The following is a 21,289-nucleotide window of genomic DNA, read 5'->3' as shown; positions in this document are numbered from 1 at the left end:
CGTTGTGGACAGCCGCCTCCCGGGCGTCGCCCATACTGGTCGGCGTGCTGGACCGCTCCCGATACGTGCTGCTGAGCTGGGCTGCTGCCTGCTTCGCGGTCTTCGCCCTGCTCGCGCTCGCCGTCTCCGGTGGCTGGGGCCCGCTCTCGGGCCTCGACGGCCGCGGGGAGCCGCTGGCCGCGGACGCCGTCGACGCCGACTGGCTGCAGGGCCCGCTGCGGGTCGTGGAGACCGCGCTGGGCACGATCGCGATGACCGTCCTGACGGTGCTGCTGGCCGTCGCGATGTTCGTGCGCGGGCACCGCCGCGCCGCGGCGTACGCCGTGGCCGTGATGTCGCTGACCGCGCTGGCCACCACCGGCCTCAAGCTGCTGGTGGCCCGCGACCGGCCCGACTGGCAGCTCGAGGCCGGCTCGCTGAGCAGCAACGCCTTCCCGTCGGGCCACGCCTCCTCGACGGCGGCCTACGCCACCGTCGGCGTGGTGCTGGCGATCATGCTGGTGCGCCGCCTCGGCACCCGCCGCCTGGTGTACGTCGCCGCGGCGCTGCTCGTCGTCGTCGCCGGGCTCGACCGGGTGCTGCTGGGGCGCCACTACGCCACCGACGTGGTCGCCGGGGTGCTGCTCGGCGTGGGTGTGGGCCTGCTGGTGCTGGCGCTCTACTCGCCGCTGCCGCGCAGCCACGCGGTCAAGGCCGAGCCGCTGCCCGAGGCGATCCCGACGCAGCGGTGCCTCGCGGTCGTGCTGAACCCGATCAAGGTCGAGGACGAGGGCGCCTTCCGCCACACCGTCTCCACGATGGCGCGCGAGGCCGGCTGGTCGGAGCCGACGTGGCACCTGACCACGATCGAGGACCCGGGCACCGGGATGGCCGCCGAGGCGGCCGTGGCCGGCGCTGACATGGTGCTGGTCTGCGGCGGCGACGGCACCGTGCGCGAGGTGTGCGCCGAGCTGGCCGGCACCGGCATCCCGGTCGGGATCGTGCCCGCCGGCACCGGCAACCTGCTGGCCCGCAACCTCGGCATCCCGCTCTACCTGCGCGCCGCGATCGACGTCGCGCTGACCGGCCAGGACCGCGCCATCGACATGGTCGCCGTCGAGGGCGACGGCATCGAGGGCACCCACTTCATGGTGATGGCCGGGATGGGCTTCGACGCCGCGATCATGGAGGGCGTCAACGAGGACATCAAGAAGCGGGTCGGCTGGCTGGCCTACGTGCTCAGCGGGCTGAAGTCGCTGATGTTCCCGGCGATGAAGGTCGAGGTCTCGGTCGACGGGGGCGAGTTCACCACCCACCGCGCCCGCACCGTGGTCGTCGGCAACGTCGGCTTCCTGCAGGCCGGGATGCCGCTGCTGCCCGACGCCACGATCGACGACGGCCAGCTCGACGTGGTGATCCTGCACCCGCGCAACTTCCTGGCCTGGATCCCGCTGGCCTGGCGGGTGCTGCTCAAGCGCAAGCACACCGACGAGCTGGTCGACCGCAAGACCGGCGCCTCGGTGGTGGTGCGCACCAAGGACGAGACCCCGCGTCAGCTCGACGGCGACTCCATCGGTCCGGGCCGCGAGCTGCGGATGGAGTGCATCCACGGCCGGCTGCTGGTGCGGGTGCCGCGCTGAGGGCCGGGCTGGGCCCGGTCGGCGGCGGCGTACGGCGGCCGGCTCAGGGGCGGGCCGCCCCGATCGCCTCCTCCTCCTCGGGGGAGAGCTGCTGCTCGCAGGTCCAGCCGGCCACCGACTTGGCGTAGGTGCGGGCCTCGCTGCGGCCGTGGATCGAGGTCAGCACGATCCCGTTGCCGCCGTCGTCGAGCAGCGCCACCGACCACGAGAGGTGCCCGCCCATGTCGCCGAACGCGTCGTAGCGCACCACCGCGAGGTGGCGCAGCGCGTCGACCGCCTCGGCGCGCAGGGCCGCGACCTCCTGGCGCAGCCCGACGACGTCCTCGGGCAGGGCGTCGGGGCCGTCGGCGACCCCGGTCGGCGTACGGCGCAGCGCGGCGGCGGCGAGGGCGAGGGCGGCCAGGGCGACCACCAGGGAGACGACGGCGAGGGCGAGCACGCGGCCGACCCTAGACTCACCGCGTGCCGACCGTGCGACGCATCGCCTACCAGGGCGAACCCGGAGCGAACTCCCACATCGTGTGCCAGGAGCACTACCCCGAGTGGGAGGCGCTGGCGTGCGCCTCCTTCGAGGACGTCTTCGCGGCCGTCGAAGGTGGTGAGGCCGAGCTGGCGATGATCCCGATCGACAACTCGATCGCCGGCCGGGTCGCCGACATCCACCACTTCCTGCCCGGCTCCCCGCTGCACATCATCGGCGAGCACTTCCTGCGCATCCGCTTCCACCTGATGGCGGTGCCCGGCGCCGACCTGGGCACCATCCGCACCGTGCACAGCCACGTGCACGCCCTGGGCCAGTGCCGCCGGATCATCCGCGAGCACGGCCTGTCGCCGCAGATCTCCGGCGACACCGCGGGCGCGGCGCGCGAGGTCGCCGAGGCCGGCGACCCCACCCAGGCGGCCATCTCCCCACCGCTGGCGGCCGGGATCTACGGGCTGCAGGTGCTCGCCGAGGACGTCGAGGACGAGGAGCACAACACCACCCGCTTCGTGGTCCTCTCCCGCGACGCGCAGCCGGCCGAGGCGGGCTCGGGGCCGCTGGTGACGACGTTCGTCTTCAACGTGCGCAACCTGCCCGCCGCGCTCTACAAGGCGCTCGGCGGCTTCGCGACCAACGGCGTCAACATGACCAAGCTCGAGAGCTACATGGTCGACGGGCACTTCACCGCCACCCAGTTCCTCGCCGAGGTCGACGGGCACCCCGACGACCCGCCGCTGCGGCGCGCGCTGGAGGAGCTGGCGTTCTTCACCACCGAGGTGAAGGTGCTCGGCACCTACCCCGCCGACCCGTTCCGGGCCGACTGAGGCGCAGCAGCCGGACCGGCGCTAGGAGACCAGCTCGACCGGCCGGGAACGCGACGAGAAGTCCAGCGACGGCGTCAGCGCGGCGCGCAGCCGGTCGCGGAACGGGGTGAAGGGGTCCTGTCCGCCCTCGTGGAGCTCCTGGAGCCGGCGCACCAGCAGCTCGATGGCCCGCTCGTGCGGGAAGGCGTGGCTGGCCGGCTGTTCGGCGGCCAGCAGGGTGCCCTGCAGCCAGTTGCGCAGGGTCTGCTCGTCGACGCCGATCTCGACGGGCTTCGCGCCCCGCGGCCGGAAGGTCAGCGTGTGCGCCAGCCGGTCGAAGGCGAGCAGGCTGGCCGAGACCCGGCTCACCTCGTGCTCCAGATCGATCTCCACGTCGCGGACCCCCATGTCCTCGTGTCGTTCCTCTCGAGGTCCTTACCCCCGGACCCACGAAGCAAACCTGGGTACGTGAAATCTGCATCAACACGACGGGGCCCCCGGCGAGTAGGTTCGTCGCCGTGGACCCGACCGATCCTCGCACCCACGACCTGGGCTTCGCGCGCGTCGACGTCGACCGCGCCGCCCGCACCGGCGACCCGGAGGTGGTGCTGGGCCAGGGCAAGCGCCCCGAGCAGGTGGTCGCGCTGCTGCGCACCCTGCACGAGCGCCACCCCGACCGGATGGTGCTCGCGACCCGGCTCGGCCCCGAGGCGCTCGACCTGGTGGCCGGCGAGCTGCCCGACGCCCACGTCGACGAGGTGGCCCGCGCCGCGACCCTCGGCCCGCCCCCGGCCCCGCGCGGCCGGGTGCTGGTCGTCGCCGCCGGCACCTCCGACGCCCCGGTGGCCGCCGAGGCGGCCCTGAGCGTGGCCGCCCACGGGGCCGGGGTCGCGCGCATCGACGACGTCGGCGTCGCCGGGCTGCACCGGCTGCTCGCGGTGCGCGACGAGCTGGCCGCGGCCGACGCGCTCGTGGTCGTGGCCGGCATGGAGGGCGCGCTGCCCTCGGTCGTGGGCGGCCTGGTGGGCGTGCCGCTGGTCGCGGTGCCCACCAGCATCGGCTACGGCGCCTCGCTCGGCGGGGTCTCGGCACTGCTCGGCATGCTCAACAGCTGCGCCCCCGGCATCGGCGTGGTCAACATCGACAACGGCTACGGCGCCGGCGTCCTCGCCGCCCGGATCGCCCGGCAGAGCGCCCGATGACCACCTGGGTCGACGCCACCGCCGGCGCCAGCGGCGACATGCTGCTCGGCGCCCTGCTCGCGGGCGTGCCGCTCGAGGTGCTCCGGGGCGCCGTCGAGGCCGCCTCCCCCGAGCCGGTCACCCTGCGCGTCGAGGAGGTGCGGCGCGCCGGGCTGGCGGCCACCCGCTGCCACGTCGAGGTCGCCGACTCCACCACGCACCGCAGCTGGCGCGACGTACGCCGCCTGCTGGTCGCCGCCGACCTCGCCGAGCCGGTGCGGGTCGCCGCGCTGGGCGTCTTCGCCCGGCTGGCCACGGCCGAGGGCGCCGTGCACGGCCACTCCCCCGACGACGTGACCTTCCACGAGGTCGGCGCGCTCGACGCCATCGCCGACGTGGTCGGGGTCTGCGCCGGGCTCGACCACCTGCGCCGGCGCCACGAGGGCCCGGTCGTGGTCAGCCCGGTCGCGGTCGGCTCGGGGCGCGTCGGCGCCGCCCACGGGTCGCTGCCGGTGCCGGTGCCGGCGGTCGTCGAGCTGCTGCGCGGGGTCCCGTCGTACGCCGGCCCGACCGGGGCGCCGCCCGCCGAGCTGTGCACCCCCACCGGTGCGGCCCTGCTGGTCAGCCTCGCCGACACCTGGGGCCCGCAGCCCGCGATGGGCGTCGAGGCCGTGGGGGTCGGCGCGGGCGGCCGCGACCCCGCCACCCATCCCAACGTCGTCCGGCTGCTGACCGGGCCCGGCGTCCCCACGGGGCCCTCCGCCGGCCCTGCCACCGACCCCTCCACCGAGCTGGTCGTCGAGGCCAACGTCGACGACCTCGACCCGCGGCTGTGGCCCGGGGTGCTGGCGGCGCTGCTCGAGGCAGGCGCGGCCGACGCGTGGCTGACGCCGATCGTGATGAAGAAGGGCAGGCCCGCCCACACGCTGTCGGTGCTGGTGCGCCCCGAGCTGGCCGAGCGGGTGCGGGCGGTGGTCGTCGCCGAGACCACCACCATCGGCCTGCGCGAGCACCCCGTCACCAAGCGCCCGCTGCCGCGGGAGGTCGTGGAGGTGCAGGTCGACGGGACCCGGGTGCGGGTCAAGGTCGCGCAGCACGCCGGTCGTAGGATCACCGCCCAGCCCGAGTGGGACGACGTCGCCGCGGCGGCGCGGGCCACGGGGCGCCCGGCGCGAGCGGTCCTCGCGCAGGCGCAGGCGCTGGCCCACGACCTGCTCGACGAGCGACACCCCGATCCCTGAGGACACAGCGTGGAGCTGAGCGCCCTGCTCATCACCTTCGGCACGATCTTCCTGGTCGAGCTGCCCGACAAGACCTTCCTGGCCACGCTGGTGCTCAGCACCCGCTACCGGCCGCTGCTGGTCTGGCTCGGGGTCGGCCTCGCCTTCACCGTGCAGACCGGGGTCGCGGTGCTGCTGGGCCGCGCGGTCTCGTTCCTGCCCGACGACCTGGTGCGGGGGCTGGCCGCGGCCATGTTCCTCGTCGGCGCCGCACTGCTGGCGCGCGAGGCCCGCCAGGCCCGCGCCGGCCACGAGGCGGAGGACGAGGACGAGGGCGCCGAGATCCTCGAGCGCGCGGCCCCGGCGACCGGGTGGCGCGCGGTGCTCGCGTCGTTCCTGGTGCTCTTCGCCGCCGAGTGGGGCGACCTGTCGCAGCTGCTGACGATCACCCTGGTGGCCCGCTTCGACGCCGTGCTCCCCGTCTTCGTCGGCGCGCTCGCCGCGCTGCTGAGCGTCAGCGCCCTGGCCGTGCTCGTCGGGCGGGCGCTGACCCGGCGGGTGCCGGTGCACGTGCTGATGTGGGGCGGCGCCGCCGTCTGCCTGGCCCTGGCCACCCTGACGACGTACGAGCTGCTGGCCTGACACCCACCCGGGCGGCGGCACTAGGGTGTCGCCCATGACTGCCAGCCCGAGCGCCGACCACAGCGCCGACCACAGCGCTGCCCAGCCCCAGCACGGCGCCGACAGCGAGGTCGGCCGGCTGCGCACGGTGATGCTGCACCGCCCCGGCAACGAGCTCAAGCGGCTCACCCCGCGCAACAACGACCGCCTGCTCTTCGACGGCATCCCGTGGGTGGCGCGCGCCCAGGAGGAGCACGACGCGTTCGCCGAGGCGCTGCGCGCCCGCGACGTCGAGGTGCTCTACCTGACCGAGCTGCTCACCGAGACGCTGCAGGACCAGATGGCGCGCAACCACGCCGTCACCGCGGCGCTCTCGGGGCTGCACCTGGGCGACACGCTGCGCAGCTACCTGGCCGGCTTCCTGCACGACGCCAGCCCCGACGAGCTCACGTCGTACCTGACCGCGGGCATCCGCAACGACGAGGTGCGCGGCGGCCACGGCCTGGTGACCTCGCTGCTCTCGCCCTACGACTTCCTGGTCGACCCGCTGCCCAACCTGCTCTTCACCCGCGACTCCAGCGTGTGGGTGCGCGACCGGGTGGCGGTGACCTCCCTGGCGATGCCCGCGCGCACCCGCGAGACCCAGCTGACCGAGCTGATCTACACCGACCACCCCCGCTTCCGCGGCACCCGCAAGATCCACGGCTGGCACTCCGAGCACGTCGAGGGCGGCGACGTGCTGCTGCTGGCCCCCGGCGTCATCGCCGTGGGCGTCGGCGAGCGCACCACCCCCGCGGGCGTCGAGCGCTTCGCGCGCCAGGTCTTCCACGCGGGCCTCGCGCGCACGGTCCTGGCGGTGCCGATCACCCAGGAGCGCGCCACCATGCACCTCGACACGATCTGCACGCTGGTCGACGTCGACAAGGTCGTGATGTACCCCAACGTCGCCGACTCGCTGCAGGCCTACACCGTCACCCTCGCCGAGGACACCGACGACGAGTCGACGCTGCGCCTGGAGGTCTCCGGCGCCGAGCCGTTCCTGGTCGCGGCCGCCAAGGCGATGGGCATCGACCAGCTGCACCACATCGACACCGGCCTCGATCCGGTCACCGCCGAGCGCGAGCAGTGGGACGACGGCAACAACACCCTGGCCCTCGCGCCGCGGGTGGCCGTGGCCTACGAGCGCAACGACGAGACCAACGACCGGCTCGAGGAGGCCGGCATCGAGGTCGTGCGGATCGCCGGCTCCGAGCTGGGCTCGGGCCGCGGCGGGCCGCGCTGCATGAGCTGCCCGATCGTGCGCGACCCGCTCTGACCCGCCCGTACCCCGACCCGGCGCCAGTTCCCCGCCGAACCGGCGCCACTTCCCGGCCGAGCCGGCGCCAGTTCCCCGCCGAGCCGGCGCCAGTTCCCCCGCGGCGGCGCCTCCTGACCCTGTGACCCGCCCGACGGGTGCTTGCCAGCCCGTGACCGGTCCGCGAGGATCGCCGCGGGAGCACCCCCGAACCCCCGAAAGGTCGTCCCCATGGCCAGCTCGTTCTTCAGCGCGTTCACACCCGAGGAGATCGCCAAGATCTCCTCGGCCGGCACCCGCGTGACGCTGCCCGAGGGGTGGGCGCCCATCTCCGAGCGCACCGGCGCCGACAAGGCCTACATCATCTTGTCGGGCTCCGTGTCGGTCCGTCAGCACGGCGAGGAGATCGCCCAGCTCGGCCCCGGCGACATCATGGGCGAGGCCGCGATCGTCAACCACTCGCTGCGCACCGCCAGCGTGGTCGCGCTCAGCCCGCTCGAGCTGATCCACTTCACCGCAGAGGCGCTCAACCGCCTCGCCGTCGAGATGCCCAGCTTCGGCGAGGCCCTCGAGAACGTCGCCCGCGAACGGTTCGAGGCCGACCGCGCCAAGCACCCCTGAGCCGGCGGTACGTCGCGTGGAGGCGTCGGAGCCCGGCGTCTCGGCCGACCGCGTCGAGGAGCTGCTGCTGGGGCACGCCCCGCACCTGACCCGGCGCGAGGTCAGCGCCCGGGCGGGCGTGCCCCTCGAGCTGGCCCGTGAGCTGTGGCGGCTCCTGGGCTTCGCCGAGACCGCCGACGACGACGTCGCCTTCACCGAGGCCGACGTCGAGGCGCTGCGGCTCAGCGCCGAGCTGACCGGCCTCGGCATCCTCGGCGACGACTCCCAGGCCGCGCTGGTGCGCACCTGGGGCCGCTCCTTCGCCCGCCTCGCGGAGTGGCAGACCACGCTGCTGGCGCGGGTCGCCGCCGAGCACGCCGAGCGGGCCGGGGAGGCGGGCCAGTCGGACGTCGACCCGGTGGAGGCGATGGCGGCCCTCACCGCCGAGGTGCTGCCGCGCGTCGAGCAGCTGCAGGCCTACGCCTGGAAGCGGCACCTGGCCGGCGCGTCGAGCCGGCTGCTGGCGCTGAGCGGTCAGCCGGGCGAGGCCGGTCGGCCCGGGGAGCCGGTGCTCGTGCAGGCGGTCTGCTTCGTCGACATCGTCGGCTTCACCTCGCGGTCGAAGTCGTTGCGCGAGGCCGAGCTGGTGGCCTGGATCGAGGAGTTCGAGCACGTCTCGAGCAGCATCGTGGTCGAGCACGGCGGCCGCGTCATCAAGAACATCGGCGACGAGGTGCTGCTGGTGGCCGACGACGTGGCCACCGCCGCCGAGATCGCGCTCGAGATGACGCGTCGCGGCGCCGACCCCGACGACGCGTTCCCCGCGGTCCGCGCCGGCATCGCCCACGGCGACGTGGTGCTGCGCCTGGGCGACGTGCTCGGCCCCACCGTCAACATCGCGGCGCGGCTCACCTCGCTGGCCCGGCCCGGCACGGTGCTCGTGGACGACAGCGCGCACGAGCACCTGGCCGCGCTCGAGGCCGAGCGCGAGCAGGCGTCGTACACGTTCCGGCGCCCGCAGCGGGCGTCGGTCAAGGGCTACTCGCGGCTGCAGCCGTGGGTGCTGCGCCGCGCCTAGGGGTGCTCGGCCGCGCTCAGCGGATGGTGACCTGGCGGTTGGCCAGGCCGTTGCGGGCCGAGCGCTCCTCGGCGGTGAGCGGCGACTCGTCGGCCAGCGCGGCGGCCAGGTCGGCGGCGAACTGCGCGGCCGGGTCCTCGAGGGCCTCCGGGCCGGTGCCGACCGGCAGGTCCCAGACCGGCGCCAGCAGGCCGTGGGCGCGGAACATGCCGACCAGGCGCGAGCCGGGGGCGATGTCGTCCTTGCCGGAGGCGTGCAGCCGGGCCAGCGCGTCGAGGAGCTGGTCCTCGGGCTCGGGCATCACCCAGCGCAGGTGCTCCTTGGTGCCGACGTTGGTCCAGTACGCCGCCTCGACCTGGGTCAGGCGGGCGGTCGGGTAGGCCGCCTCGTTGGCCGGGTCGAGGGCACCGGCCATCGAGTCCTTGTCCTCGACGTCGGCGATCCAGTAGTCGAAGCCCTCGTGCACGGTGACGTCGAGCGAGTCGCCGGTGACCAGGTCCTGCAGGCGCGGGCCCTGGCCGGGGGCGTCGGTGAGACCCACCACGCCGGTCTCGCCGGCTTCCGCGGCCGCGAGCGCCTTGGTCAGCACCGCGCCGAGGTCGCGGGCGGGGTCGCCGAAGGAGTGCTGGACCTGCAGGCCCAGCCAGATCTCGCCGCTCTCGCGCACCATCGCCGGCGCCGCCATCGGCAGCAGCGAGCACAGGGTGACGGTGCGGTCGGAGCCCTCGACCGAGGACGCGAGGGTGAGCGGGGCAGTGCCGGCCGGCACCAGCTCGCGCAGCGCGATGATGTCGCACTCGGAGGGCAGGCCCTCGAAGGGACGGTTCACGAACGCGTCGGCGCCGCCGCCGGGGGCGCCGTGGCAGGCCTTGTAGCGCTTGCCCGACCCGCACGGGCAGGGCTGGCGCGGGCCGACCTCGCCGGGGGTGGAGTCGGTGGTGCGCTGGTCGCGGGCCTTGGTGCGGGACTTCTTCGCCATGGGCGTGAACCTACCGGGCGCGCGGGCGGCTAGTGGACCCCGAGGTCGTCGAGCAGCTCGAGCACGTACGCCGGCCGGTCGCTGATCACCGCGCTGACCCCCAGCTCCAGGCACAGCTTGAGGTCGGCGCGGGTGTTGACGGTCCAGACGTGGATCTCGTGGCCGCTGTCGGCGATCCGCCGGGCGGTGCGCGGGTGCTCGCGCAGCTCCTGCACCCCGGGCCCGAGGATCCAGTCGCGGCCCACGCCGCGGCGCACCAGCGGCCAGGCCCCCATCTGGTCGACGAGCTGGACCACCCGCACGTCGGGGGCGCGGCGGCGTACCCGGCGCAGCGCCTGCCACGAGAAGCTCATCACCCGGGCCGGGCTGTCCGGCCCGGTCCAGCCGAAGTCGGAGAGCAGCTCGACGACGCGCTGCTCGACCAGGCCGCCGTACCTGGTGGGGTGCTTGGTCTCGACCGCGAGCTCGACGCGGCGGTCGTAGTCGGCCGCGACCTCGAAGAGCTTGCGCAGGGTGAGCACCTTGCCGTGCTCCTCGTCGACGTCGGGGCGCTCGTCGTCGAGCTCGGCCCAGGGGTGCTTCCAGGTGGCGAAGTCGAGCTCGGAGAGGTCGGCGAGGTCCATCGTCGACACGGTGCCGCGGGTGGCCGCCGTACGCCGCAGGTCGCGGTCGTGCACGCACACCAGGTGGCCGTCGGCGGTGAGCCGGACGTCGCACTCGAGCCCCTGGGCGCCGTCGTCGAGCGCGGCGATGTAGGCCCCCAGCGTGTGCTCGGCGTGGTCGTGGCTGGCGCCGCGGTGGGCAAGGACCTGCGGCCTCATGCGGCGATCATCGCGCACCTCGCCCGCCCGGGCGAGCACCTCAGCGGCTGCCGTCCTCGTGCCGCCCCTCCGCGATCGCGGTCGCCGCGGCGCGCAGGTTGGCCTCCGGGGGTCGGGAGTCCTCGGGCAGCCGGCGCCGCAGCTCGGCCAGCACCTCCTCCTCGGGGCGTCCCGCAAGCTCCTCCCCGACGCTGCGCAGCACCCGCTGCAGCGCCACGGTCGGCTCGGCCTCCTGGTCGGCGAGGCCCGGGCCCCGCTCGGGCTCGTGGCGCCGCGCGTCGTCGGTGGGGCCCATGGCCTCGGACGTGGGGTCGTGGCTGCTCATGCCTCCGACGCTGCCACGGCGGCGTACCCCGCCACTCCCCCCGAGGGGTGCGTGGGTGGGGGCCGGCCGAGCGGTCACTTCTGCACCACCGACCGGTCAGTTTCGAACCACCGAGCGGTCGAGTGCGGGCCGTCCTGAGCCGGTACGGAGGTGTGCGCCGGGTCGGCGCGAGATTTGCGCCGGGTCGGTGCGAGATCTGCGCCGGGTCGGCGCGAGATTCACGCCGGGTCGGCGTGGTCGCGCAGGTAGCGGCCGAAGTGGGGGACGGTGAACGCGATCCGGCCGCGCTCGCCGGAGTAGATCAGGCCCTTCTTGAGCAGCGCGTCGCGGGCGGGCGAGAGCGACTGGGGCTTCTTGCCGAGCACGGCGGCGACGTCGGCGGTGGCCACCGCGCCCACCGGGTCCTCGCCCCGGTCGGCGGCCGCGTCGGCCATCGCGCAGAGGTAGTCGCGCTCCCCCGGCGTGGCGCGCTCGTAGCGGGAGCCGAAGAAGCCCACCGCCAGCTCGCGCTCGGCCTCGGGGGCCGCGACGGCCACGTCGTCGGCGCTGATGGGCGAGCGCGGGGCGTGGTCCCAGACCGCCTTGCCGTAGGCCTGGATGAAGTAGGGGTAGCCGCCGGTGGCGGCGTACATCGCGGCCAGGCCGTCGTCGGTGAACTCGGCGTCCTCCTCGGCGGCCGGGGCGCACAGCGCCCGGTCGGCGGCGTCGCGGGAGAGCCGGTCGATGCGCTGGTAGCTGAAGAGCCGTTCGGAGTAGGACTTGCTGGCGCTGAGCACCGCCGGCAGGTGCGGCAGGCCGGCGCCCACGACGATCACCGGCAGCCCCGACTGGCTGATCTCGTGGCAGGCCGCGCAGAGCGCCGAGACGTCGGCGGGGCCGAGGTCCTGCATCTCGTCGATGAAGACGCCCACGCCCTTGCCGACGTCGGAGGCCAGCCCGCCGACGTCGGTGAGCAGCTCGACGAGGTCGATCTCGATGTCGCCGGAGTCGGCGCGACCGCGGGCGGCGGGTACGTCGATGCCCGGGCTCCACCGGTCCTTGAGCTTGGCGTCGGCGCCGGCCTCGCGCTGCGCGAAGGCGCGCAGCACCCCCAGCACCTGGTCGACCTGGTCCTGCTCGGGGTGGCCGAGCTCGCGGATCGCCTGGTGCAGCGCGCTGGAGAGCGGGCGGCGCAGCCCCTGCTCGGGGCGCGCCTCGAGCTTGCCGGTGCCCCAGCCGCGGCGTACGGCGGCCGAGCGCAGCGCGTTGAGCAGCACCGTCTTGCCGACACCGCGCAGCCCGGTCAGCACCAGCGAGCGCTCGGGGCGCCCGCGCGCCACCCGCTCGAGCACGACGTCGAAGGCGCGCAGCTGCTCGTCGCGCCCGGCCAGCTCGGGCGGGCGCTGGCCGGCGCCTGGGGCGTAGGGGTTGCGCACGGGGTCCACGATCGGACGGTATCGGGATCTCTAGCGCCGGCGGCATACATCGCTAGCGAGTCGTAGCGCCGATCGGCGCCGGGTCGTGCGCCCGCGTGTGGCGCCGGAGTCACCACCAGGGGCACGGCCCGCGGCCTAGAGTGGGCCCGTGCCGGAGCTGCCCGAGGTGGAGGCGCTGGCCCTCGACCTGGGGGGCCGGCTGCAGGGGCGAGCGGTCACGAAGGTGCACCTGGCCCAGTTCAGCGCGCTCAAGACCTTCGACCCGCCCCTGACCGCGCTCGAGGGCGTGCTGGTCGACGGGGTCACCCGGCACGGCAAGTTCCTCGACATCGACCTCTCCGGCACCCACCTGGTGATGCACCTGGCCCGCGCCGGCTGGGTGCGCTGGCGCGACGAGGTGCCCGCGACCCCGCCCAAGCCGAGCCCGAGGTCGACGATCGCGGCCCGCATCGTGCTCGACGACGAGACCGGCCTCGACGTCACCGAGGCCGGGACCCGTAAGAGCCTGGCGATGTACGTCGTGCGCGACCCGCTCGACGTGCCCGGCATCGCCAGCCTGGGCCCCGACCCGCTGACCGACGACTTCACCCGCGAGCGGCTCGGCGAGATCCTGCAGGCCGAGGGCCGCAAGCAGCTCAAGGGGGTGCTGCGCCACCAGGGCACCATCGCCGGCATCGGCAACGCCTACTCCGACGAGATCCTGCACGCGGCGCGGATGTCGCCGTACAAGCCGGCCTCCTCGCTCGACGACGACGAGCTCACCGTCCTTTACGACGCCCTGCGCGAGACCCTCGGCGCCGCCGTCGACCGCTCCCGCGGGCTGGCGGCCAGCGAGCTGAAGGGCGAGAAGAAGACCCACCTCGCGGTGCACGGCCGCACCGGCGAGGCCTGCCCGGTCTGCGGCGACGTCGTGCGCGAGGTCTCCTTCGCCGACTCCAGCCTGCAGTACTGCCCCACCTGCCAGACCGGCGGCAAGCCGCTGGCCGACCGCCGGATGAGCAAGCTGCTGAAGTGACCGCGGGCCGGGCGGTCAGGAGCAGCCCGGCTCCCCCGGCGCCGGCGCGCACCCGCAGGCCTCGCCGCGCCAGGCCTCGAGGCCCTCGCGCACCGCAACCGCGGCGATGACCAGGCCCGCGACCGGGTCGGCCCACGACCACCCGAGCGTCGCGTTGAGGACCAGCCCGACCAGCAGCACCGCCGACAGGTAGGTGCACAGCAGGGTCTGGGTGGAGTCGGCCACGACGGCGCCCGAGCCGAGCGCCCGGCCGGTACGCCGCTGCGCCCACGACAGGAACGGCATCACGGCCAGTGACAGCGACGCCAGCACGATGCCGACCGTCGAGGTGTCCGGCTCGTGGGAGCCGACCAGGGCGCGCAGCGACTCCCACGCCACGTAGCCGGCGAGCGCGAAGAAGGAGATCGCCATCAGCCGCAGCGCCACCCGCTCGCGCGACTCGGGCAGGGCGTGGCGGAACTGCCACAGGATGATCAGCCCCGACGACACCTCGACGAGGGAGTCGAGGCCGAAGCCGACCAGGGCCACGGAGCCGGCCACCATCCCTGCGGCGATCGCCACGACCGCCTCGACGCAGTTGTAGACCACCGAGACCGCCGCCAGCTGCTGGGCGCGGCGGCCCAGGCGCGCCCGCTCCTCGGCGCCCAGGATCGTCGCATGCCGGGTGGCGCTCACCGGTCGACCCCCGTGGCGGCGGCGGGGGCCGAGCTCGGGCACAGCGCGACCGCCTCGCCGGTGGCGGCCAAGAGGCGCTCAGCGGCGACCCACAGGTCGTCGAGCTCCGCGCCGTGGGCCAGGGACCACACCGAGGCCCGCCCCTGGGGTCGCGAGTCGACGAGCCCGCAGCCGCGCAGGCAGGCCAGGTGCTGCGAGACAGTGGACTGCGCCAGGCCCAGGTGGGCGACCAGGTCGGTGACCCGCTGCTCGCCCTGCGCCAGCCGGCGCAGGATGGCGAGGCGGGAGGGGTCGGAGAAGCCGTGGAAGAGGGCGGCGGCGGAGCCGAGCGACGCGCACGGACCCGCGCTCATCATCGTCATGCGCCGATGATAGCGGCGGCATGCGGCAGCGGCTACCCGACCCCGACGCTGAGCCCGAGCACCACGCCCGCCGCCGCGCACACGCCCAGCACCCGCAGCACCGGCCAGTCGAGCCGCAGCACCAGCACCGCGGCGAGCAGGGCCACGGCGAGCGCCGGCCAGCGCACCGTGTCGAGCAGCGGGTACTCGACCGAGAACGGCCCCCAGGCGGCCGTCCCGGTGCTGCGCACCAGCGTGTGCAGCGCGAAGTAGAGGCCCAGGTGGGCGATCACCCCGACCACGGCCGCGGTGATCCCGGCCAGCGCGCCGGCCAGGGCGCGGTTGCCGCGCAACCGCTCGACGTACGGCGCCCCGAGCAGGATGAAGAGGAAGCAGGGCACGAAGGTGACCCACGTGGTCAGCAGCGCGGCCAGCACCGCCGCCACCCACGGGTCCAGCGGGCCCGGTGCGCGGTAGGCGCCGACGAAGGCGACGAACTGCACGACCATCACCAGCGGCCCCGGCGTGGTCTCGGCGAGCGCCAGGCCGCGCACCATCTCGCCGGGCCCCAGCCAGCCGTAGACCTCCACGGCCTGCTGCGCGACGTAGGCCAGCACGGCGTAGGCACCGCCGAAGGTGACCAGCGCCGCGCCGGAGAAGAACAGGCCCTGGTCGACCAGGATGCTCGAGCGGCCCAGCAGCAGCGCCGCCGCCACCACCGGGGCCGCCCACAGGGTCAGGCCCACCGCCAGGACCAGGCCCGAGCGGCGCGCCCCCGGCGGCTCGCTGTGCAGCGCGTCGTCGGCGATGAGCGGCGGCGGGCCGCCCCCGGCCGCGGGCGCCGCCGGCCGGGCGAGACCGGGCAGCACCCGCGAGAGCAGCCACCCGACGAGCCCGGCCAGGGCCACCACCGCGGGGAAGGGCACGCCGAGCAGGGCGAGCGCGGCGAAGGAGGCCACCGCCACACCGAGCAGCGAGCGGTGTACCAGCGCCCGGCGGGCCACCCGCACCACCGCCTGCGCGACGATCGCGACCACCGCGGGCGCCAGCCCCAGGAACAGCGCCTGCACCAGCGTGGTCTCGCCGTACGTCACGTAGACGCCGGAGAGCACCAGCAGCGCCACGACCCCGGGCAGGATGAACAGCACGCCCGCGACCAGCGCCCCGCGCACGCCGTTGAGCAGCCACCCGACGTACGTCGCGAGCTGCTGGGCCTCGGGACCTGGCAGCAGGGTGCAGTAGGACAGCGCGAAGAGGAAGCGCTGCTGGCCGATCCAGCGGGTCTCCTCGACGAGCACCCGCTGCATGACCGCGATCTGGCCCGCCGGGCCGCCGAAGGTCTGCAGCGAGATCGCGAACCACACCCGCGCTGCGGCACGCAGCGCGATGACGTCGCCAGCGGGTCGGCTCACGCGAGGAGACTACGGGCGCGCAGGTCCGCCGGCGGCCCTAGGATGGACGGGTCGTCCAGGGGAGGAACCCATGACCACGATCCCGACCGTCCACGTAGACGGCGTGCCCGACCCGGTGCCCGACGGCCTCGGGGTGCTCGACGTCCGCGAACCCGCGGAGTGGGAGCACGGCCACATCGACGGCGCCGTGCACATCCCGCTCGGCGAGCTCGGGGCCCGCGTCGGGGAGGTGCCCGACGGCCAGGTGCTGGTCGTATGCCGCATCGGGGGCCGCTCGGCCCAGGCCGTGGCGTGGCTGGGCCAGCAGGGCCACGACGTGGTCAACCTCGACGGCGGGATGCTCGACTGGCAGGCGGCCGGCCGGCCGATGGTCAGCGAGACCGGCCGACCGCCCCAGGTCGTCTAGCAGGGGCCGCTGCTCACTGCTCGGAGGAGCCGTCCTGCTCCTCGGCGGGCGCCGACTCCTCGTCGGTGCCGTCCTCGGCACCGCCCTCGGTGCCGGTCTCGGCGCACGTCGCGCCGGCGTACTGCACCAGCGCGTTCATCTGGTCCTGCTGGGCCTTGGAGAGGTCGAAGTCGTCCATGGCCGCGAGGTCCTCGGCGCTGGCGTCGGCGTCGATGTCGGCGAGGATGTCGAGGTAGACGTCGAAGCCCTTCGCGGCGTCCTGCGGAGCGTCGTCCGGGATGCCGCTGGCGGTCAGGCCGGCCTCGAGCTGCTCGACGTCCGAGCCGTCCTCCAGGGCGCCGTTGCCGACGAGCGCGGTGCAGAACGCGGCGTCGCTGCCCGGCTCGCCGCCGGCCGAGGCCGACGACGCCGTCGTGGGCTCGGCGGCCGCGTCGTTCGTCTCGTCGTCGGAGCCGCAGGCGGTGGCCGTCAGGGCGACGAGCACCGCGAGGGGGGCGAGAGCGTGCTTCACGGGGGGTCCTTCCGATCGAGGGCGCCGGGCAGCCGCCCGACGCAGCCCTCGACGGTGCCACACCTTCCCGAGAGGAACCTGAACGGCGCCGCCGGCCGAGCGGTCACTTCTGAACCACCGACCAGTCACTTTCGACCCACGGCCGGGTTCGAAAGTGACCGCTCGAGGGTTCACAAGTGACTGCTCGGCCCTACTCCTGCAGGTCGGGGTCGAGCTGGCCGAGGTCGTCCGCGGTGGGCAGGTCGAGCTCGTCGGCGCAGGTCTCGGTGACGTAGCCGAGGAAGGCCACGAAGCTGCCCTGCACCTCCGGGCCCAGGTCCTCGCCCAGGGTCTCGAGGTCGGTCTCGTCGTCCGCCTCCCGCACCAGCTCGCCGAGGGTCTCGAAGCCCGCGCGGGCCTCGTCGGGGATGTCGTCGGGGGTGCCGACCTCGATGAGCTGCTCGACCGCCTCCTTGACGCTGTCGAGGTCCTCGCCGCCGTCAGACTCGATGTCGGCGTAGACCTGGCAGAAGTCCTCCTGGGAGGCGTCCTCGGGCGCGGCGGAGGGCTCGTCGCTGCCGCAGGCGGCAGCGCCGCCCAGGACGAGGGCCAGCCCGGCGACGCCGGCCAGCGGGCGCAGGGCGGAGCGGTGGAGGGGACGGAGGGGGTGGTGCACGGTCAGCTCCTGGGAGGGGGGACGGGGCGGGTTCAGGCGTCGGAGAAGACCTTCGGCAGCGGCAACGCGACCGCCACGGCCAGGCGTCGCAGGTACTCCGCCCGCTCGATCTCGACCACCCCGAGGCTGGCCAGGTGGGCGGTGCTCCACTGCACGTCGAGCAGCCGGTCGGCGGCGTGCTCGTCGTCGAGCAGGCCCACCAGCGCCACCAGGGCGACCTTCGAGGCGTCGGTCTCGTGGTGGAACATCGACTCGCCGGCGAAGAGCCCACCGGTCGCCACGCCGTACAGCCCGCCGACCAGCCGGCCCTCGTGCCAGGTCTCGACGCTGTGCGCCCAGCCGAGGTCGTGCAGGCACAGGTAGGCCTCGCGGATGTCGTCGTCGATCCAGCCGGAGGGCCGGCGCGGGTCGGCGCAGGCGTCGAGGACCTGCTCGAAGGCGGTGTCGACGCGGGTCTCGAAGGTGCGCACCGAGCGGCGCAGCGAGCGGGAGACGTGCAGCCCGTCGAGCGGCAGCACCCCGCGCTCGACCGGGCAGAACCAGTACATCGGGTCGCCGGCGTGGCCCGAGGGCATCGGGAAGAGGCCCTGGCGGTACGCCGAGAGCAGGGTGCCCGGCTCGAGGTCGGCGCCGACGCCCACCAGGTCGTCGCGCGCGTCGAAGCGGCGCGGGTCGCCGAACGACCACGGCGAGGCGGGGGGTTCGATCGGCACTCGTCGAACGTTAACGAGCACGCCACCTCGATCACAGACCCGGAAGGAGGTGGGGGGTGACCGGGTGGTTCGTAGGATCGGTGGCGTGAGCAAGCGAGGAGCCCTGACCGGGCAGATCGGTCGCCGGCTGGCGCCCCGGGTGACCGGGATGGCGCCGGGGCTGACGTCGTCGTTCGTGCGGGAGGCGCTGCACCGCGCCATCAGCGGGGTCGGCCCGCTCCCGCCCGCCGCGGCCGCCGCCGACGAGCAGCTGCGCGAGCAGCACGGCGACGTCGAGAAGGGCGTGCACGAGGTGATCGAGAACCACGTGCGCTACGCCGGCGCCCAGGGGTTCCTGACCAACCTCGGCGGCGTGGTCACCGCCGCCGTCGCGATCCCCGCCAACATCACCGGCCTGGCGCTGGTGCAGTGCCGGATGATCGCCGGCATCGCCCACCTGCGCGGCTACGACCTCGCCGATCCGCGGGTGCGCAACGCGATCCTGGTCTGCCTGCTCGGCGAGGACAGCGTGGCGCGCCTGGTGAAGGCCGGCACGATCCCCGCCCACCCGGCCGACCTGGCCACCGGCCCCGAGCCCGACCAGGCGCTCGACCGGGCCGTCTCGGCGGCCGTGGCCGACGACATCGTCTCGCGCATCCTGGGCAAGCGGCTCGCGGTCACCGTCGGTCGTCGCGTGCCGGTGGTCGGGGGCGTGGTCGGCATGGGTGCCGACGGCTACGCCACCTGGCGCATCGGGCGCTACGCCGAGCGCGAGCTGCGGCCCCTGACCACCCGGTAGCCGCGGTGCAGCGCGCGACCCGCGCGTGAGCGTCGTACGACGCGCAGGGCGCGCTCCTTGGCCCGCTGCACCGGCCGCGCGGCGTCGAGCTCGCGGCGCAGGTGGTCGACCTCGCCGTGCAGGCGGGCCTCCTCGTGGCGCAGCCGCGCGTTGTCGAGCAGCAGCGCCCGGATCGCGTCGACGCCCGCGGCGGCCACCTGGCTCTCCCGCGGGGAGTCGGGGTCGGCCCAGTGCGGGGCCGCGGGGGCGCCGGTGAGGTCGTCGAGGTCGCCGACCACCGTGTAGCCGCGCTCGCGCAGCTCGGCGACCCAGGCGTGGCCCAGCTCCTCGGCCCAGGGGTGCACGTCGGGCGGCAGGCCCAGGCGGGCCGAGCGGGTGCGCGCCGAGAGGGTCTGGTGGGCCAGCAGCTCGCGCACCAGCGGGCGGTAGTCGGGCGGGTCGAGGACCGGGTTGACGGCCTTGTTGATGCGGCGCAGCAGCGCGGTCTCGGGGACCCCGAGCGAGGGGTTGGCCCGCTCGGCCTCGAGGTCGAGCTCGACCTCGCCGAGCTCGTCGAGGCCGAAGGCGTGGGAGAAGCGCTGCCACAGCAGGTCGCGGGGCCCGCCGGGCGGTGGCACGGTGACCACGTGGACCTGCTCGGGCGGCAGCGCGTGGCCCCACCGGTCGAGGATGTCGGGGATCTCCTGCACGCCCCAGAACCAGGTGGCGATGCGGGTGGCGCGCTCGGGGTCGCGCAGCTCGGCCAGGAAGCGCTCGAAGGTGATGGTGCTGCGGTGCTTGACGTTCTCCTGCCACTCGGCGGGGATCTGGCGCACCAGGTCGCGCACCGAGACCACGACGTGCACCTCGGTGCCGTCGTCGTGGCCCAGCGAGGCGAGCGCGCGGCCGACCTGGCTGCGCGAGGCGGTGGCGAGGATCTCGTGGCTGATGATCGCGGTGCCCTCGTGGGCCCGCACCCGGGCCGCCAGCTCGTCCCAGGCCCCGATCGCCTCGGTCTCCAGCCCGCCCCAGGGCAGCCGCATCAGGTCGAGCGCGGCCAGGAAGTGCGCGTCGAAGCGGTCGGCGGGGTAGAGCACGCCGGCCTCGAGCAGCCGCTCGCGGTTGCGGAACAGCACGTCCTGCAGGTGCGAGGTGCCGGTCTTGGGGGTGCCGACGTGCAGCAGGACCCGTGCGCTCACCTGGGGTCCTCCTGTGTCGGGCTGTCGGGCTGGTGGTCGGTCGGCCGGTCGGCGGTGGGGTGCTCCAGGAGCATCCGCACGGCCAGGTCGAGCACCCGGTCGTCGTGCGGCTCCCCCGGCTCCGCGGCCGCCAGGCGGCGCGGGTGGTCGAGCAGCGCGTCGGCGGGGCCCAGGACCGTGCCGACGACAGGGTACGGCGCCGCGAGCAGGTCGTCGCGCAGGCGGCGCGAGCGGCGCACCACCCAGCGGTGGTGCTCGGGCGGGACCCCCAGCAGCGGCCCCGGCGCGTCGAGCAGCCGCGGCAGCAGCAGCGCGCGGCGCAGCACCTGGCGGCCCTCGGGCGGGGTGACCAGCAGGCCCAGCACGCCCCCGACGCGGCGCCCGAGGTCGATGGCGTCGACGGAGAGCCGCGGCGCGGCGGGCACCCGGCGTACGCCGACCTCGCCCGGCAGGGCGGTCGGGTCGAGCACCAGGCGCACCCGGTCGGGGCCGACCCGGGCGGTCCAGCGGCGGGCGGAGGCGACCGGGTCGGCGCCGCGGCCCAGCCGGCCGGTCTCGACCACGGTGTCCATCCAGCTGCGCCACGACGGCACCGGCCCACCGGTGGAGAAGGCGCGGTCGGTCCACAGGTCGACCAGCATCAAGGAGAGGCCGCCGCCGAGGACCAGCACGGTCGGGTCCGGTCCGCCGGGCGGGCGGCCCGCGGCGACGAGGTGGCGGCGCGCGGCGTCGGCCCGCCACGGGTCGCCGACCAGGCGGTAGCGCGGGCGCCAGCGGCGCAGCAGCGCGCCGGTGCGCAGCCGGGCGGCCACCGAGGTCGGCCCGGCCGCCGGCAGCGGGCGCGCCACGAGGTCCTCGGCGAGCAGGCTGGTGGCGACCCGGATCAGCTCGTCGGCCGGCAGCTGCGCGGGGTCGACCGGCGCCGGGCCGAAGCGCGACAGCGGCGCGGCGCCGAGCAGCTCGAGGTCGGGCCGGCCCCGGCCGGGCGCGCTGGCCTCCAGCACCCGGCGGGCCAGCGCCCGGCCGGGCCGACCGGCCACGTTGAGGCGTCGCAGCAGCTCCAGCTGCTGGGCGCCGGGCAGCACCCGGCCGCTGCGCTCACCGGTCGCGGCCCACTGCGACCACGGCGTCGCACCGCCCTCGCGCAGGTGGGCGACCCAGGCCCAGG

General features: G+C 75.1%; 25 protein-coding genes. 11 read left to right on the top strand and 14 right to left on the bottom strand.

Annotation, left to right across the window (positions count from 1 at the left end; genetic code table 11):
* Window positions 1–44: 44 nt before the first annotated feature.
* The gene (locus tag H0S66_RS08110; protein ID WP_179614940.1) at window positions 45–1,619 is read left to right on the top strand and encodes a bifunctional phosphatase PAP2/diacylglycerol kinase family protein; all 1,575 of its coding nucleotides are present in this window, start codon (window positions 45–47) and stop codon (window positions 1,617–1,619) included.
* Between the two features lie 43 nt (window positions 1,620–1,662).
* Here H0S66_RS08110 and H0S66_RS08105 read toward each other — a convergent pair whose 3' ends face one another.
* A complete protein-coding gene (locus tag H0S66_RS08105; RefSeq protein ID WP_179614939.1) occupies window positions 1,663–2,058 on the bottom strand; it encodes a DUF4446 family protein in 396 nt (131 codons plus the stop codon).
* Window positions 2,059–2,081: 23 nt separating this feature from the next.
* On the opposite strand from H0S66_RS08105, the gene H0S66_RS08100 reads away from it, so the two are divergent.
* Window positions 2,082–2,924, top strand: coding sequence for a prephenate dehydratase (locus H0S66_RS08100; RefSeq protein WP_179614938.1), 843 nt, complete (start codon window positions 2,082–2,084; stop codon window positions 2,922–2,924).
* A gap of 21 nt (window positions 2,925–2,945) precedes the next feature.
* On the opposite strand, the gene H0S66_RS08095 is transcribed toward H0S66_RS08100, so the two are convergent.
* Window positions 2,946–3,296: a hypothetical protein gene (locus H0S66_RS08095; protein ID WP_179614937.1), complete on the bottom strand. Its 351-nt coding sequence runs from the start codon at window positions 3,294–3,296 to the stop codon at window positions 2,946–2,948.
* 125 nt (window positions 3,297–3,421) lie between these two features.
* Between H0S66_RS08095 and larB the strand changes: the two genes are divergently transcribed.
* The 6 genes from larB (at window position 3,422) to H0S66_RS08065 (ending at window position 8,897) form a co-directional block, all read left to right on the top strand.
* Window positions 3,422–4,105: a nickel pincer cofactor biosynthesis protein LarB gene (larB, locus tag H0S66_RS08090; protein WP_179614936.1), complete on the top strand. Its 684-nt coding sequence runs from the start codon at window positions 3,422–3,424 to the stop codon at window positions 4,103–4,105.
* Window positions 4,102–5,325 (top strand): nickel pincer cofactor biosynthesis protein LarC, encoded by a 1,224-nt coding sequence (larC, locus tag H0S66_RS08085; protein ID WP_180923855.1) that lies wholly within the window; start codon window positions 4,102–4,104, stop codon window positions 5,323–5,325. The genes larB and larC overlap by 4 nt, the downstream gene beginning before the upstream one ends.
* A 9-nt stretch (window positions 5,326–5,334) precedes the next feature.
* The gene (locus H0S66_RS08080; RefSeq protein ID WP_179614934.1) at window positions 5,335–5,946 is read left to right on the top strand and encodes a TMEM165/GDT1 family protein; all 612 of its coding nucleotides are present in this window, start codon (window positions 5,335–5,337) and stop codon (window positions 5,944–5,946) included.
* A gap of 34 nt (window positions 5,947–5,980) precedes the next feature.
* Window positions 5,981–7,240, top strand: coding sequence for an arginine deiminase (locus H0S66_RS08075; RefSeq protein ID WP_179614933.1), 1,260 nt, complete (start codon window positions 5,981–5,983; stop codon window positions 7,238–7,240).
* Between the two features lie 210 nt (window positions 7,241–7,450).
* Window positions 7,451–7,840 (top strand): Crp/Fnr family transcriptional regulator, encoded by a 390-nt coding sequence (locus tag H0S66_RS08070; RefSeq protein ID WP_179614932.1) that lies wholly within the window; start codon window positions 7,451–7,453, stop codon window positions 7,838–7,840.
* 16 nt (window positions 7,841–7,856) lie between these two features.
* Window positions 7,857–8,897, top strand: a complete 1,041-nt coding sequence (locus H0S66_RS08065) for an adenylate/guanylate cyclase domain-containing protein (protein WP_179614931.1) — start codon at window positions 7,857–7,859, stop codon at window positions 8,895–8,897.
* A 16-nt stretch (window positions 8,898–8,913) separates the two neighbouring features.
* Here H0S66_RS08065 and H0S66_RS08060 read toward each other — a convergent pair whose 3' ends face one another.
* From H0S66_RS08060 to H0S66_RS08045, 4 genes are all read right to left on the bottom strand, one after another.
* The gene (locus H0S66_RS08060) at window positions 8,914–9,876 is read right to left on the bottom strand and encodes a DUF5926 family protein (RefSeq protein ID WP_179614930.1); all 963 of its coding nucleotides are present in this window, start codon (window positions 9,874–9,876) and stop codon (window positions 8,914–8,916) included.
* 29 nt (window positions 9,877–9,905) lie between these two features.
* Window positions 9,906–10,697 (bottom strand): glycerophosphodiester phosphodiesterase, encoded by a 792-nt coding sequence (locus H0S66_RS08055; RefSeq protein WP_179614929.1) that lies wholly within the window; start codon window positions 10,695–10,697, stop codon window positions 9,906–9,908.
* Between the two features lie 40 nt (window positions 10,698–10,737).
* Window positions 10,738–11,022, bottom strand: a complete 285-nt coding sequence (locus H0S66_RS08050) for a hypothetical protein (RefSeq protein WP_179614928.1) — start codon at window positions 11,020–11,022, stop codon at window positions 10,738–10,740.
* A 218-nt stretch (window positions 11,023–11,240) separates the two neighbouring features.
* Entirely contained in the window at window positions 11,241–12,446 is a 1,206-nt protein-coding gene (locus tag H0S66_RS08045; RefSeq protein ID WP_179614927.1) for an ATP-binding protein, read from the bottom strand.
* A 139-nt stretch (window positions 12,447–12,585) separates the two neighbouring features.
* Between H0S66_RS08045 and H0S66_RS08040 the strand changes: the two genes are divergently transcribed.
* The gene (locus H0S66_RS08040) at window positions 12,586–13,452 is read left to right on the top strand and encodes an Fpg/Nei family DNA glycosylase (RefSeq protein WP_179614926.1); all 867 of its coding nucleotides are present in this window, start codon (window positions 12,586–12,588) and stop codon (window positions 13,450–13,452) included.
* A 15-nt stretch (window positions 13,453–13,467) separates the two neighbouring features.
* On the opposite strand, the gene H0S66_RS08035 is transcribed toward H0S66_RS08040, so the two are convergent.
* Genes H0S66_RS08035 through chrA form a run of 3 tightly spaced genes read right to left on the bottom strand, consistent with a single transcriptional unit; the run spans window position 13,468 to window position 15,880 of the window.
* On the bottom strand, window positions 13,468–14,127 hold the full coding sequence (locus H0S66_RS08035; RefSeq protein WP_258017162.1) for a cation diffusion facilitator family transporter: 660 nt from the start codon (window positions 14,125–14,127) through the stop codon (window positions 13,468–13,470).
* A complete protein-coding gene (locus H0S66_RS08030) occupies window positions 14,124–14,489 on the bottom strand; it encodes an ArsR/SmtB family transcription factor (RefSeq protein ID WP_218876254.1) in 366 nt (121 codons plus the stop codon). Before H0S66_RS08030 ends, H0S66_RS08035 begins: the two co-directional genes overlap by 4 nt.
* Before the next feature lie 32 nt (window positions 14,490–14,521).
* Window positions 14,522–15,880 carry a chromate efflux transporter gene (gene chrA, locus H0S66_RS08025; RefSeq protein ID WP_179614925.1) on the bottom strand — a complete coding sequence of 453 codons (1,359 nt, stop codon included), beginning with the start codon at window positions 15,878–15,880 and terminating at the stop codon, window positions 14,522–14,524.
* A gap of 70 nt (window positions 15,881–15,950) precedes the next feature.
* Between chrA and H0S66_RS08020 the strand changes: the two genes are divergently transcribed.
* Window positions 15,951–16,286 (top strand): rhodanese-like domain-containing protein, encoded by a 336-nt coding sequence (locus tag H0S66_RS08020; protein WP_179614924.1) that lies wholly within the window; start codon window positions 15,951–15,953, stop codon window positions 16,284–16,286.
* 13 nt (window positions 16,287–16,299) lie between these two features.
* On the opposite strand, the gene H0S66_RS08015 is transcribed toward H0S66_RS08020, so the two are convergent.
* The 3 genes from H0S66_RS08015 to aat all read right to left on the bottom strand — a co-directional run bounded on the left by H0S66_RS08015 (window position 16,300) and on the right by aat (window position 18,165).
* The gene (locus H0S66_RS08015; RefSeq protein ID WP_179614923.1) at window positions 16,300–16,797 is read right to left on the bottom strand and encodes a hypothetical protein; all 498 of its coding nucleotides are present in this window, start codon (window positions 16,795–16,797) and stop codon (window positions 16,300–16,302) included.
* Window positions 16,798–16,987: 190 nt separating this feature from the next.
* Window positions 16,988–17,452 (bottom strand): hypothetical protein, encoded by a 465-nt coding sequence (locus H0S66_RS08010; RefSeq protein WP_179614922.1) that lies wholly within the window; start codon window positions 17,450–17,452, stop codon window positions 16,988–16,990.
* A gap of 32 nt (window positions 17,453–17,484) precedes the next feature.
* Complete coding sequence (gene aat / locus H0S66_RS08005; protein ID WP_338037235.1) at window positions 17,485–18,165, bottom strand: leucyl/phenylalanyl-tRNA--protein transferase; 681 nt, start codon at window positions 18,163–18,165, stop codon at window positions 17,485–17,487.
* Between the two features lie 85 nt (window positions 18,166–18,250).
* On the opposite strand from aat, the gene H0S66_RS08000 reads away from it, so the two are divergent.
* Window positions 18,251–18,943 carry an EcsC family protein gene (locus tag H0S66_RS08000; protein ID WP_258017161.1) on the top strand — a complete coding sequence of 231 codons (693 nt, stop codon included), beginning with the start codon at window positions 18,251–18,253 and terminating at the stop codon, window positions 18,941–18,943.
* On the opposite strand, the gene H0S66_RS07995 is transcribed toward H0S66_RS08000, so the two are convergent.
* A complete protein-coding gene (locus tag H0S66_RS07995; RefSeq protein WP_179614919.1) occupies window positions 18,904–20,121 on the bottom strand; it encodes a hypothetical protein in 1,218 nt (405 codons plus the stop codon). The two genes, H0S66_RS08000 and H0S66_RS07995, sit on opposite strands and share 40 nt — an antisense overlap.
* On the bottom strand, window positions 20,118–21,206 hold the full coding sequence (locus H0S66_RS07990; protein ID WP_180923852.1) for a hypothetical protein: 1,089 nt from the start codon (window positions 21,204–21,206) through the stop codon (window positions 20,118–20,120). Before H0S66_RS07990 ends, H0S66_RS07995 begins: the two co-directional genes overlap by 4 nt.
* Between the last annotated feature and the right edge of the window lie 83 nt (window positions 21,207–21,289).

It is taken from the genome of Nocardioides marinisabuli, from assembly GCF_013466785.1.
Taxonomy (GTDB): Bacteria; Actinomycetota; Actinomycetes; order Propionibacteriales; family Nocardioidaceae; genus Nocardioides; species Nocardioides marinisabuli.
The sequence above is the reverse complement of the archived record's forward strand: the minus strand, read 5'-3'. Positions and strand labels throughout refer to the sequence as shown.

What these genes read in the sequence shown, in the direction of transcription:
- larC (WP_180923855.1), top strand. Translation starts at nt 4,102, where the DNA reads ATGACCACCTGGGTCGACGCCACCGCCGGCGCCAGCGGCGACATGCTG.
- H0S66_RS08075 (WP_179614933.1), top strand. Translation starts at nt 5,981, where the DNA reads ATGACTGCCAGCCCGAGCGCCGACCACAGCGCCGACCACAGCGCTGCC.
- H0S66_RS08070 (WP_179614932.1), top strand. Translation starts at nt 7,451, where the DNA reads ATGGCCAGCTCGTTCTTCAGCGCGTTCACACCCGAGGAGATCGCCAAG.
- H0S66_RS08060 (WP_179614930.1), bottom strand. Translation starts at nt 9,876, where the DNA reads ATGGCGAAGAAGTCCCGCACCAAGGCCCGCGACCAGCGCACCACCGAC.
- H0S66_RS08055 (WP_179614929.1), bottom strand. Translation starts at nt 10,697, where the DNA reads ATGAGGCCGCAGGTCCTTGCCCACCGCGGCGCCAGCCACGACCACGCC.
- H0S66_RS08050 (WP_179614928.1), bottom strand. Translation starts at nt 11,022, where the DNA reads ATGAGCAGCCACGACCCCACGTCCGAGGCCATGGGCCCCACCGACGAC.
- H0S66_RS08030 (WP_218876254.1), bottom strand. Translation starts at nt 14,489, where the DNA reads ATGACGATGATGAGCGCGGGTCCGTGCGCGTCGCTCGGCTCCGCCGCC.
- H0S66_RS08020 (WP_179614924.1), top strand. Translation starts at nt 15,951, where the DNA reads ATGACCACGATCCCGACCGTCCACGTAGACGGCGTGCCCGACCCGGTG.